This is a genomic window from Streptomyces klenkii (genome assembly GCF_003626645.1).
GTDB classification, from domain to species: Bacteria; Actinomycetota; Actinomycetes; order Streptomycetales; family Streptomycetaceae; genus Streptomyces; species Streptomyces klenkii.
The window spans coordinates 113,071-124,565 of sequence record NZ_RBAM01000006.1 but is presented as its reverse complement, the minus strand read 5'-3'; the positions used below and the strand labels follow the sequence as shown (position 1 = coordinate 124,565).

The following is an 11,495-nucleotide window of genomic DNA, read 5'->3' as shown; positions in this document are numbered from 1 at the left end:
GCGCCGCTACTACGGCAGCGTCAGCACCCGCGGGCCGTCCTTCGTGATGGCGACCGTGTGCTCGATGTGCGCGGCGCGGCTGCCGTCGGCGGTGCGTATCGTCCACCCGTCGGCGTCCGTGCGGTAGCCGTTGCTGCCGCCCGCCATGAGCATCGGCTCCAGCGCGAGGACCAGGCCGTGCCGCAGCGTCATGCCCCGGCGCGGGCGGCCCCGGTTGGGCACGTGCGGGTCCTCGTGCATCTGCCGGCCGATGCCGTGGCCGCCGAAGTCCGCGGGCATGCCGTAGCGACCGGAGCGGGCGACGGTGCCGACGGCGTGGGAGATGTCCCCGATGCGGTTGCCGGGCACGGCCGCGGCGATGGCGGCGTCCAGCGCCCGCTGCGTGGCCTCGATCAGGGCCGTGTCGGCCGGGCGCGGCGTGCCGACGGTGAAGCTGATGGCGGCGTCGCCCGTCCAGCCGTCGAGCTGCGCACCGCAGTCGATGCTGACCAGGTCGCCGTCGCGCAGCGCGTAGTCGTCGGGGATGCCGTGCACGACGACGTCGTTGACCGAGGAGCAGATCACGCCGGGGAAGGGCGTGGGGGCGAAGTCGGGCTTGTAGCCCAGGAAGGGGGAGGTCGCCCCGGCGTCCTTGATGACGGCGTGGGCCGCCTCGTCCAGCTCCCGCAGCGTCACGCCCGTCTTCGCCGCGTCGCGGACGGCGGCCAGCGCGTGGGCCACGACCCGGCCCGCCTCGCGCATGGCGTCCAGCTCGCCGTCGGTCTTGATCTCCACCATGGTTCCGGAACTCCCCTAAGCTCGGCGTCACCAATTCTTATACCGGTATTAGTATCACGGTCTAGAATCCGGGTCATGGTGAGGACCCCCTTGACCCCCTGGGAACGGCGGCGCGGCGAGCGGCTCGGCGCCCTGCTCCGCGAGGCGCGCGGCGAACGCAGCATGGTGGAGATCGCCGCCGCCGCGGGCCTGTCCGTGGAGACGCTCCGCAAGATCGAAACCGGCCGCGCGCCCACCCCCGCCTTCTTCACGATCGCGGCGCTGGCCTCCGTGCTGGGCCTGTCGATGGAAAGGCTGGCGTCCGTCGCCGCGGCGGGCGCCGACACGGAGGAGCGTGCGGCGCTGACGGCGTAAGAGGGGCGGGGCCGCAGCCCCGTGAGGCCTTGCGGGCCGCCGCCGCTTTCGGTGCCGGCCCGGTATCAGTCCTGCGCTCAGTCCCACCAGTTGAACAGGACGTCGCCCAGACACGAGGGCTTCCAGTAGCGGATCTCCGTGAGCTCGGCCGGCGACAGCTCCGAGACGTCGACCTCCTCCAAGGGGGTCATCAGCTCCTTGACCCCCATCACCCGCAGCCCCGCCGTCTCGAAGACCTGCGCCCACACCGGCGGGTCCGCGAACCCCGGCACCGGCTCGCCCTCGCGGACCGGGTCCGTCGTGAAGGCGACCACGGGCAGGTGGACGTGGCCCAGGGCGGTGAACACCCGGCCGTACCCGTCGCTGAGCGCCGCCCGGCGGAACGTCTGCACCTCGCCGGGCACCATCTCGCCGGCCCGCCCCCGGGCCTCCATGGCCGCGGTGAAACAGGCGGCGCGGAACAGCGCCGCCTCCGTCCGCGGCAGAGGGGCCTCGTGCGGCCCCCGGAATCCCGTAGCGCCCCGCGCCAGACGGATCAACGTGCCTTCCTTCCCGTGTGCCGGAGCCCGGTGGCCGTCAGAGGCGGACGGGAGCTCACTCACGTGCCCATCCCGCTCCCGCAGTCACGCCCGTGTCACCCGTGACGTCCTGCTCCTCCTTACCCAGCACAACGCGCGAGCCGCCGCTTCGTACGCCTCTCCCGCAGTGCGTGCGGCCCGCCGCGCCACGGCACGCACCCCCCGGCGTGCGCGCGCCCGGTGCACCTCCCCGGCGGCCGTCCGCTCTTCGGCGGCGCGCCGGAAAATCGTTCGCGTGCTCGCAAGGGACCCCACTAGCGTCACGCCCGTGACGACGACCAGCGGAGGAACGGACGGCGGGCGGAGCGGCCACGCCGGGAACTGGCGCGAGGACAACCGCGCGATGTGGGACGAGAGGGTGCCCCTCCACACGGGGAGCGCCTTCTACGACGTGGCGGGTTTCAAGGCCGGCCGCAACGACCTGCGCGGGTTCGAGGCGGACGAGGTCGGTGACGTCACCGGCAAGCGCCTGCTCCACCTCCAGTGCCACATCGGCACCGACACCCTGTCCTGGGCCCGCAGGGGCGCCGTGGTGACCGGGCTGGACTTCTCCGGCCCGGCGGTGGAGGCGGCGCGGGCACTGGCGTCGGACGTGGGCGAAGAGCAGGCCCGGTTCGTCGAGGCCGACGTGTACGACGCGCCGGCCGCGCTGCGGGGCGAGACCTTCGACATCGTCTACACCGGGTTCGGAGCCCTGTGCTGGCTGCCCGACCTGACGCAGTGGGCGCGCACGGCGGCGGAACTGGTGGCGCCGGGCGGCTTCTTGTACCTGGCGGAGTTCCACCCGGTGGCCATGTGCCTGGGCGAGGACGGCAGCGCGTTCGCCGAGGACTACTTCGCCCGGGGGCCGTTCACGTACGACGAGCCCGGTTCGTACGCCGACATGAGCGCCCCGACGCGGCACAACCGCACGGTGGAGTGGCAGCACCCCCTGGGCGACGTGATCAGCGCGGTGACCGCGGCCGGCCTGCGGCTGGAGTTCCTGCACGAGCACGACTTCACGCTGTTCAAGTACCTCGACGGCATGGTCCGGGCGCGGGACACGAGCGGCAGCCGGGGCGGCGAGGGGACGGTCTACCGGCTCCCGGAGGGCCGCCCGCGCATCCCGATGGTCTACTCGCTGCGGGCCTCCAAAGAAGTCTCCGCATAACTCCGTACAGCTCCGCATAGCAGGGCACCGGTGCACGCCGCTGAACGCGCGTGCACCGGTGCCCTCACCCCGCGTGCGGGGACCTACTTGCGGCGGGAGCCAGTCGAGACGGTGCCCTCGCCGCCCGCCAGCTTCCACTCCTTGTGGAGCGAACCCAGCGGGATGGGCTTCTCGAAGATCGGCGTGCCGAAGACCTGCAACTGGAGCTGGAGGGCTCCCGCGAGGTCCAGTCCGCCGTAGGCGCCCCACTTGCCGGTGGCCGAGGCCTTGCCGTCGGCGGAGGCGGTCGCGCTGCCCTCCGCCTCGGCCCGCAGGTACGGGGCGACGTCGGCCTTCACGCCGACCGCGCCGTACAGACCCACGGACGCCTCGGCGCCGAGCGCCGCCTTCACCTTGCCGGCCGCGGTCACGGACGCCTGCGGCGAAGTGGCCGAGAAGTCGGAGGTGTTGACCGGCGACCAGCCCTTGCCGCGGTTGTACGCGCCACCGACGCGGAAGCCGCCCTTGAGCTCCTCCTTGACGTCGACGTTGACGTGGCCGTCGGCGTCCACCTGGAGGTAGCAGGTGAGGCCGAGGTTGACCACGACCGGCACCGGGCCGACCTGGATGACCGGCGAGGCGTGCAGCTTGGCGAACGGCACGCGCAGCGGCTTGCCGTCCGTCGAGGCGGCCGCCTGGCCCTTGAGCTCCCACTGGGAGGACCAGTCGCCCGACAGTGACACCGACGCGCTGGCGGGCGCGCCGCCGAAGCCGGCGCCACCGCCGTCGTAGGCGAAGTCGACCTCCGGGGCCAGCTGGACGAAGCCCGAGGCCGACGCCGCGGCGGACACCGGAGCGTCCTTGGCGGTGGCGATGGACGTGCCGACGTCGAGCCGCAGGTTGCCCAGCGGCACGTTCGCGCCCTTGGGCCCGAAGTGCACGTTCCCCGTCTTCGTCCACGAGGCCTTGACGCCCTTGACGAGCGGCTCGACCTCGACGGTGGACGGGTCGACGGGCACCGCGCCCTTGGCCTGGGAGTCGCCCAGCAGGGCGCCCAGGGTGGCGGGAGCGGTGTTGACCTCGGTGCCCTGCTCGGTCTTGCCGAGCACCTTGGTGACCTTGGCGAGGACACCGTCGGGGGCGCCGGGGGCGGGCGCGCTGGCGATGATGTCGCCGACGTCCACTTGGCTGTTCTTGCCGGGCGAGGCCTCGGGGGAGGCGCTGCCCGCGGCCCCCGCCGAGCCGGACGGCGCGGGGGTGCGGCCGGGGGCCACGCCCTTGGGGGGCTTCGCCGCGCCGGAGATGACGGCGCGTCCGCTCTTCTGGTCGAACGAGGCGACCTTCAGCGCGGACTTCTGCGCCGGCTTCCCGGAGCCGGAGGGGCGGGCCACGGCGCTCGGGGCGCCCGCGCCCTCGGGCGCCGCCCGGACGGCGAGCTGGGGTTCCGCGGCGGGCGGACGGGCTGCTGCTGCCTTCTCGGCGCCGGCGCCCGGGTCACTGCCGGACGGCCCGGAGGCTGCGGAGCACCCGGTGGCGAGCAGGGAGGCAGCGGTGATGGCGGGTAAAGCTATAAATCGTGCGGACTTGCGCAAATTCGGTCCTCGGAGCGTGAGGTGGGGGCGGGCCGGAGGGGTCGGCACTCCGGCCCGCATCACACGGCATGGGCGGGTGAACCGGATGGCTACCCGCCGGTAACGGCATGATCATGCCATGGGTGTGGCGGCCCTCAGAAGTCCTAAACCACCGGCGGGCAGTGATCTGGATCACTGCCCGCCGGAGGGGTCGGCTTGCGCTAAGTCGTTTAGTTTTTGACCGCCTTGAGAACGACGAACTTCGGGTCGCTCGCCACGGTCTCGCAGTTGCCGAAGAGCCGGCGCAGCTTCACGTGGTAGCCCAGGTGCCGGTTGCCGATGACCCACAGCTCGCCGCCGCGGCGCAGCGCGGCACGCGACCCGGCGAACATGCGCCAGGCCGTCGCGTCGGTGGTCGACTGGTGGGAGTGGAACGGCGGGTTGTTCAGCACCAGGTCCACGGACTCGGCGGGCACGCCCTCCAGGCCGTCGCCCACCCGGAACTCGGCCTTCGCCCGCGGCCCCGCGTTCTCCCGGAACGTGGCCTCGGCGGATGCCACCGCCTGGTAGGACTCGTCGACGAACATCACCTCGGCCTGCGGGTTGGCCAGCGCGGCGGCCGTTCCGACGATGCCGTTGCCGCAGCCGAGGTCCACCACGCGCTCCGGGCCGCGCCGCTGCGGCAGGTTGCGCAGGAAGAACCGGGTGCCGATGTCGAGCCGGTCGGCGCAGAAGATGCCCGCGTGGTTGGTGACCGTCAGACCGGAGGCCGGCCCGATGCCCAGCGGCAGGGCGTAGCGGTGCGGCCACGGGCTCCCGGACTGCGGGACGGCGGGGTCCGGCGTGCAGAAGATGAGGCGGGCCTTCTTCACGGCCAGCGAGGTACGGGTGGGGCCGGCGATCCGCTCGAACAGCTTGAGCGTCGAGGTGTGGATCTCGGTCACCTTGCCCGCGCCCACGACGACGGTCCCGGCGTGCAGACGCGGCGCGAGCCGGTGCAGCTGGTCCTCCAGCAGCGCGAGGCTCTTGGGCACGCGCACCAGCAGGACGTCGATGCGGTCCGGCGGGGTGTCCCTGGTCGACAGGAGCTCCGCGGCACCGGCGCCGAGGCCGTTGCGCTCCAGGTTCCGCAGGGTGGCCTGCCGGGCCAGGAACGACTCGGTGATCTGCACGGGCCGGGCGCCCTGCCGGGCGAGGGCGGTGGTCAGCGCGCCCCACCGGTCGCCCAGGACGGCGACGGTGCCGGACAGGTCCGCGGGGCCGTCGGCGCTCTCCGCGCTCCCCGCCAAGTGCTGGAGCAGGTATTCATCGGCGGCGTCCCAGGCACGGAGCTGGTCGCGGGGGTCCTCGGGGAAACGGGTCAGGACCAGCTCGCCCCACGGCGTCATCAAACGGTTCATTGTGCCCACAGGCTAGTCGAGACCCCCGGCGCGGGTGAGCACGGCCGTGCCGTTGCCGTACGCGCCCCCGGCCGATCGCGGATCCGGCCGGGCGGAGCATGCCCCGGCCACTGGGTAAAGTGTCGCTGCCGTTCGCGGCCGTACGAACATCGCAGGTGAACACGGGGGCAGGACATGGGCATACTCAACCGGGTGAAGAACCTGGGCGACCAGGTGGGATCGGCGGCGACCGCCTTCGGCATGGACGTCGCGAACGCCGTGCAGCGCGGCGCCGACGCCGGGCGCACCGGCACGAACGCCTCCGGCGACTGGGTCCTCTCCGTCCTGCGCTCGCTGCCCGCCCCCGCCGCGCCCGCCACCGCGGAATGGGAGTTCTCCCTCGGCGCCCTGATCTGCCGCCACCCCAAGGTCCCCGCCCTCACCGCGAAGGCGCTGCGCCCGCTGGACGCCATCGGCGCCCTGCGCTTCGGGCCCGAGTCGGTCGGCTTCGACGGCGAGGACGTCCCCTGGGACAAGGTCGTCCACCTCCAGCTGCACGACGCGTTCAGCGCCATGTCCACGGACGCGCTCGACACCGAAATCGACCGGATCCGGGACCTGCTGCCCCCGCTCCCCGGGCGCAAATGGGTCGTCACCAAGGTGGTCGAGGGACTCGCGTCCGTGATGCTCGCGGCGCTGGAACAGGCGGGCGAGCAGCGGCTGGAGACCGTCGACGTCGCCTGCGAGATCACCTACCGCGGCATGCTCGGCGTGAAGAAGACGCTGCGCGCCAACATGTTCACCACGGCCCTGCTGGCCCAGCAGCCCGAGGTCATGCACAGTCTCGTCCTCACCGCTCAGTCCAAGGGCGTCCCGGTCCTCCCGGCCGAGCCCCCGCTGCACGGCACCAAGACCGGCGAGCGCGTCCTCGCCCTGCGCGCCCGGACGGACGCGGTGGCGGCCCGGCTCCGCGCCGAACAGGGCGCGGACTCGCCCGCGCCGGCCCCCGCGCCGTAGGGATGCGCCGGGCGCCGTAAGGACGTGTTGGCCGAAACGGCACCGGTTGCCGAGGGGGCCGGCCGCAGTGCGCGGGCCGGCCCCCTCGGTGCGTCCGTCCGCCGTCGTCAGCGCGTCTCCGCCGCGGCCTCCGCCTCGCGGCGGAGGAACTTCTTGTCCGGCTTGCCGGCGTCCGTCAGGGGCAGGGCGTCGATGAAGGAGACGTGCGCGGGCTCGTACATGGCGCCGCGCTCGTCGCGGACCAGCTCGCGGAGCTCCTTCTCGTCGAGCTCGCTGCCGGGGGCGCGCACGACGGCCGCGTACACGTGCTCCATGCGGTTGGCGTCGGGGACGCCGAAGACGGCGCTCTGGAGCACCTCCGGGTGGGTGTTGAGCAGGTCCTCCAGCTCGGTGGTGTACACGTGGCCGCCGACCACCACGATCATGTCCTTGATCCGGTCGACGATGGTCAGGTAGCCCTCGTCGTCCAGGAAACCGATGTCACCGGTGTGCAGCCAGCCGTCCCGCAGGACCTCGGCGGTCAGCTCGGGCTGCTTCCAGTACCCGGTCATGATGTGCTCCGAGCGCACGCAGACCTCGCCGTGCTCGCCGGCGGGCAGGTCGCGGCCGGACTCGTCGCGTATCGCGATCTCGACGCCGTTCATGGCCTTGCCCGCGGTGCGCAGCCGGGACGGGTCGTCCGGGTTGTGGTCCTCCGGGCTGAGCACGCTGATGCCGCCGGCCTCGTTCTGCCCGTAGAACTGCGTCAGCACGTGGCCGAAGCGCCGCACGGCCGAGGCGAGGCGGGCCGGGGAGGACTGGCAGCCGCCGTAGGTGACGTTGCGGAGGCTGGAGGTGTCCGTGCCGTCCACGTCCGGGTGGTCCATCAGCTGGTACAGCAGGGGCGGCAGCAGGAACATGTGGGTGATGCGCTCGCGCTCGATCGCCGCGAGCGCCTCCGCCGCGTCGAAGTCGTCGAGGAGGACGACCGTGCCGCCGTCCGTGCGCAGGGTGACGTCGGCCAGCAGCCCGGCGGCGTGGGCGAGCGTCGTGCACACCAGCTGCCGCATCCCGTCGTCGGCCTTGCCCTCCGGCTCCAGGATCTCGTCGACGTCGTCCTGGAAGCCGGGCAGCCGCTCGAAGGCGGTGCAGATGGCCTTGGGGTGGCCCGTGGTGCCGCCGGTGTGGCGGATCATGCAGATGTCCTCGGGGCGGGCGAGGCCCGAGAGCGGCTCGGCCGGCTGACCGGCGGACAGCTCCAGCAGGTCGGCGCCCACCGTGCCCGGACCGAGCAGGAGCACGTCCTCGACGCCGGTCAGCTCCGCCAGCTCGGCCGCCCGCCCGGCGTAGGCGGGGTCGGCTATGAGGGCGCGCGTCTCGACGTCGCGCATGATGGTGGCCTGCACGTCGGCCGAGAGCTTGTTGTAGAGGTGGTTGACCGCGCAGCCGATCAGGTTGGCCGCGTAGCGGGCGGCGATCGTCTCCGGCAGGTTGCCGCTGAGCAGGGTGACGACCTGTCCGCGCTCCACGCCCCGGGCGCGCAGCGCGCGTGCCATCCGGTGGACGAGGTCGCGGAGCTCACCGGCGGTGACGCGACGGTCGTGGTGGACGACGGCAGTCCTGGCGGGGTCGGCCCCCAGGATGTCGAGGTTCCGCTCCACGTATGTGCGGAACTGCTGCGCCGTGGCGGTCATGCGTGATTCCTCCTGATGCGGCATGGCGATTGCCAGCAGTTGACTTAGGCAACCAGTTCGATGCTAATGCCATTGATCAACAGCGCCAAGTCGGGAGGAGGTTTGAGCGGTGCATGCCGACCCGAAACGTCGATATTCGGTCAACGGCTGGTCGGCGTGCCCACTCGCAGCCGGTTTCCGTCGGGGTCCCGCAGCTCGATCTCCCGCGCCCAGGGGGCGGTTTGCGGCGGTACGCCGAACTCGGCGGCGACCGCGTCGACATCGCGCACCCGCAGATAAACCAGCGTCCCGGGCCGGGCGTCGCCCTCGTGCTCCGACAGGAACAGCCGCACCGGCCCGCGGGCCACCTCGACGAAGGCCGGAAGGCCCGGTTCGAAGCGGTGCTCCCACTGCTCGGCGAATCCGAGGCGCGCATACCAAGCGACCGCCGTCCGCGCGTCCTCGACATAAAGCACCGGGATGACTTCTTCGTCCACGCGGCCATCATTCCAGACCCCCGGAAGGGCCCGGTTGTTGTGCTTTGACGACGAATGCTCTCTTCGGGGCCCGGCACCGGACCCCTTCGCTTCGAACGTCCTTTTCCTGCGATTTTCCCGGGATCTTGGTTCACTCGCCCGGCGGCATGCCGCTAATGTGGACGCGCCTAGGCGGTTCCCCCCACGTGTCGGCAGCGGACTCCGTGCCCGCGTAAAGCGGAGTCACGGATTTCGAAGTGCGGCTTCTTTCCTGCCCGTTCCGATCGTGGAGTTGCCCGACCATGTCTTCCCGCATATCCCTCCCGGCCTTTCGCCGCCGCTGGGCCGGCGCCTGCGGCATCGCCCTCGCCGGAGTCCTCACGCTGGCCGGCTGCACCGGGGGCGACGAGGACGCGTCACCGGCGAAGAAGTCCTCGGCCTCCGCCTCCGCGGCGCCGTCCGCGGCCTCCTCCTCGCCGTCGCAGGCGCCCTCGGCGTCCCCGACCGCGCCGCCCTCCCGAGCCGCCACCCCTTCACCGGTCCTGCCGAAGCCGCCCCGCAAGTCCGCGACCCCGCCGGCCGCCGAACACACCGGTGCGGGCGGCTCCTCGGCGCGAACGCAGGCCCCGCGCGAGGCCGGTACGACGTGCGAGATCCGCTCCAGCGCGGGCAACTGCTACAAGGCGGGCCAGTTCTGCCGCAATGCCGACGTGGGGGCGAGCACGCACGACGCCCAGGGCCGGCTCATGAACTGCGGCGGCAGCGGCAAGCCGCGCTGGCACTACTGAGCGCCGCCCGGCCGGCCGGGCGCCTCGGATCACCCGTCAGGGCGGGCGTTTCGTACCGGGGATGTTGACCACCCGTCGGCATCCCCTGAGTGAGCCGGCCGGTCACTCGCCCGTGGCGCGCCCGTCCGGCGGGTCCACGGGCGGCCCGGCGGGCGGGGCCGCGGACGTGGCCGCGGGCACGTGCCCGCCGCCCGGCCCGGACGACGGCGCGGCGGCGGCCGGCGGCATCGGAGCGGGCGGTACGGGGCCGGGGGCCGCCGGCGCCGGTGCCTTCGTACGGCCGCGAGCGGCAGGGGACTCCTCGGCGCCGTCCGCGGGCGGGCGCCCGGGAGCGGTACCGGGAGGCGCGGCCGGCGGCGGGACCGGCGGCGAGACCGGCACTTCCGGCTCGCCGGGCTCCCGTGACGGACGCGTGACCTGCCCCGGTGTGGCGCGGGCGAGGTCGAGCGCGTACTCCGCCCACCAGCGGCCGGCCGGCGGCGCGCCGCGGCAGGCCCCGTCGGACTCCCCGGGCCGTTTGACCCACAGGAAGGCGTCGATGCGCGGATCCCCGGTGGCGGTCGTGGGAGGCGTGCCGAGGGCGCGCCCGGGCGGGTTGCACCAGGACTCGGCCTCGTGCTCGGCCTCGGGCTTCGGCTCGGGCTCGTGCCCCGCTTCGTGCCCGGCCTCATGGCCGCCCTCGTGCCCGGCTTCGTGTCCGGGCTCCTGCCCCGCCTCGTTCTCGCCCTCGTCCCCCTCCGTCCCGTCGCCTTCCGCCCCCGCGACGTCGTCCAGTTCTCCTTCCAACCCCTCCAGTTCGTCCAGTTCCTCCATCTCCTCGGGGTCGTCGGTATCCCCCCTTCCCGCCGCGCGCCGGGCTTCGGCCGCACCCGGGGGAGCCGGAGCGGGATGCCGGCCGCCCTTCTTCTTGCCCTTGTGAGGAGGCGGTTCGGGGAGCGGCCCGTTGCCGTTGCGGCTGGTGTCGATGATGTAGTGGGCGCCGCCGAGCAGCGCCGAGAGGTGGTCGCCGTAGGCGCGTGTGACGGGCGTCGTGTGGAAGTTGGAGACGTTGAGCGCGAAGCCGTCCGCCTCCGCGATCCCCGCTTCGGTGAGCGCCGTCACCATGAGGTTCTGGTCCTTGATCCAGCCCGGGTTGCCGGCGTCGATGTAGACCGAGACCCCGGGCCGGGCCTTGAACGTGCGCACCGCCTCGGCGATGAGCGCGAGCCGCTGCTTGGCCGCAGCCCGGGGCACGCAGCCGGACGCCCACTGGGCGAGCGCGTCGGGTTCGAGGACGATCCAGGCCCGGCGCGCGCCGATCCCGGCCGCGGCCCGCGAGACCCACGTGCGGTAGTGTGCGGCGTCGGCGGCGCCGCCGGAGGAGTACTGACCGCAGTCGCGCTGCGGGATGTTGTAGGCGACCAGTACGGGGATGACGCCGTCGCTCTCGGCCTGCCGGGTGACGTCCTCGGCCTGCGCCTCGGGATCGTCGCCGGTCAGCCAGACGGCCATCGGCTCGCGCGCGATGCGCTGGAGGACCCGCGCGTCGTCCTCGCGCCCCCGCTCCCGCCACACCTCCACCTGGCGGGCGGCGGGCCCCCGCGGCTCGACCCAGAACGGGGAAGCGGCGTCGAGGTTCTCCTCGTCGTCCGTCAGGGCCCCCTTGGCCGGCCAGGCCAGGGACATCGCGCCGGCGCACACGCACGCGGACACCACGAGGGCCGCGCCGCACCGCAGTGCCTTCTTCGCCTTCTTCCTTCCGGGCGCGGTCGCCCGGCCCGCGTGGGGCCTGGCT

10 protein-coding genes and 1 pseudogene are annotated in these 11,495 nt (G+C 73.2%); 4 read left to right on the top strand and 7 right to left on the bottom strand.

What is annotated here, in order from left to right; all coding sequences use genetic code 11:
• Positions 1–9 precede the first annotated feature (9 nt).
• A complete protein-coding gene (gene map / locus D7231_RS16230) occupies positions 10–777 on the bottom strand; it encodes a type I methionyl aminopeptidase (protein ID WP_120756168.1) in 768 nt (255 codons plus the stop codon).
• 75 nt (positions 778–852) lie between these two features.
• Between map and D7231_RS16225 the strand changes: the two genes are divergently transcribed.
• Positions 853–1,131: a helix-turn-helix domain-containing protein gene (locus D7231_RS16225; RefSeq protein ID WP_120756167.1), complete on the top strand. Its 279-nt coding sequence runs from the start codon at positions 853–855 to the stop codon at positions 1,129–1,131.
• 77 nt (positions 1,132–1,208) lie between these two features.
• Here D7231_RS16225 and D7231_RS16220 read toward each other — a convergent pair whose 3' ends face one another.
• A complete protein-coding gene (locus D7231_RS16220; RefSeq protein ID WP_120756166.1) occupies positions 1,209–1,670 on the bottom strand; it encodes a hypothetical protein in 462 nt (153 codons plus the stop codon).
• A gap of 382 nt (positions 1,671–2,052) precedes the next feature.
• On the opposite strand from D7231_RS16220, the gene D7231_RS16215 reads away from it, so the two are divergent.
• Positions 2,053–2,859 (top strand): class I SAM-dependent methyltransferase, encoded by an 807-nt coding sequence (locus D7231_RS16215; protein ID WP_120756397.1) that lies wholly within the window; start codon positions 2,053–2,055, stop codon positions 2,857–2,859.
• An 83-nt stretch (positions 2,860–2,942) separates the two neighbouring features.
• On the opposite strand, the gene D7231_RS16210 is transcribed toward D7231_RS16215, so the two are convergent.
• On the bottom strand, positions 2,943–4,430 hold the full coding sequence (locus D7231_RS16210) for a hypothetical protein (RefSeq protein ID WP_199739383.1): 1,488 nt from the start codon (positions 4,428–4,430) through the stop codon (positions 2,943–2,945).
• Between the two features lie 209 nt (positions 4,431–4,639).
• Positions 4,640–5,809 carry a methyltransferase gene (locus D7231_RS16205; RefSeq protein ID WP_194961344.1) on the bottom strand — a complete coding sequence of 390 codons (1,170 nt, stop codon included), beginning with the start codon at positions 5,807–5,809 and terminating at the stop codon, positions 4,640–4,642.
• Between the two features lie 174 nt (positions 5,810–5,983).
• Here D7231_RS16205 and D7231_RS16200 point away from each other — a divergent pair, with 174 nt between their 5' ends.
• Positions 5,984–6,805 (top strand): hypothetical protein, encoded by an 822-nt coding sequence (locus D7231_RS16200; protein ID WP_120756163.1) that lies wholly within the window; start codon positions 5,984–5,986, stop codon positions 6,803–6,805.
• Positions 6,806–6,912: 107 nt separating this feature from the next.
• On the opposite strand, the gene D7231_RS16195 is transcribed toward D7231_RS16200, so the two are convergent.
• Positions 6,913–8,478, bottom strand: a complete 1,566-nt coding sequence (locus D7231_RS16195; protein WP_120756162.1) for an AMP-binding protein — start codon at positions 8,476–8,478, stop codon at positions 6,913–6,915.
• Positions 8,479–8,618: 140 nt separating this feature from the next.
• The gene (locus D7231_RS16190; RefSeq protein ID WP_120756161.1) at positions 8,619–8,954 is read right to left on the bottom strand and encodes a glyoxalase superfamily protein; all 336 of its coding nucleotides are present in this window, start codon (positions 8,952–8,954) and stop codon (positions 8,619–8,621) included.
• 281 nt (positions 8,955–9,235) lie between these two features.
• Here D7231_RS16190 and D7231_RS16185 point away from each other — a divergent pair, with 281 nt between their 5' ends.
• Positions 9,236–9,721, top strand: coding sequence for a hypothetical protein (locus tag D7231_RS16185; RefSeq protein WP_120756160.1), 486 nt, complete (start codon positions 9,236–9,238; stop codon positions 9,719–9,721).
• Between the two features lie 435 nt (positions 9,722–10,156).
• Here the strand turns inward: D7231_RS16185 and D7231_RS16180 are convergent.
• Positions 10,157–11,386: pseudogene (locus D7231_RS16180) on the bottom strand (glycoside hydrolase family 6 protein); the annotation flags it as partial.
• Positions 11,387–11,495 lie beyond the last annotated feature (109 nt).

What these genes read in the sequence shown, in the direction of transcription:
- map (WP_120756168.1), bottom strand. Translation starts at nt 777, where the DNA reads ATGGTGGAGATCAAGACCGACGGCGAGCTGGACGCCATGCGCGAGGCG.
- D7231_RS16225 (WP_120756167.1), top strand. Translation starts at nt 853, where the DNA reads ATGGTGAGGACCCCCTTGACCCCCTGGGAACGGCGGCGCGGCGAGCGG.
- D7231_RS16215 (WP_120756397.1), top strand. Translation starts at nt 2,053, where the DNA reads ATGTGGGACGAGAGGGTGCCCCTCCACACGGGGAGCGCCTTCTACGAC.
- D7231_RS16205 (WP_194961344.1), bottom strand. Translation starts at nt 5,809, where the DNA reads ATGAACCGTTTGATGACGCCGTGGGGCGAGCTGGTCCTGACCCGTTTC.
- D7231_RS16200 (WP_120756163.1), top strand. Translation starts at nt 5,984, where the DNA reads ATGGGCATACTCAACCGGGTGAAGAACCTGGGCGACCAGGTGGGATCG.
- D7231_RS16195 (WP_120756162.1), bottom strand. Translation starts at nt 8,478, where the DNA reads ATGACCGCCACGGCGCAGCAGTTCCGCACATACGTGGAGCGGAACCTC.
- D7231_RS16185 (WP_120756160.1), top strand. Translation starts at nt 9,236, where the DNA reads ATGTCTTCCCGCATATCCCTCCCGGCCTTTCGCCGCCGCTGGGCCGGC.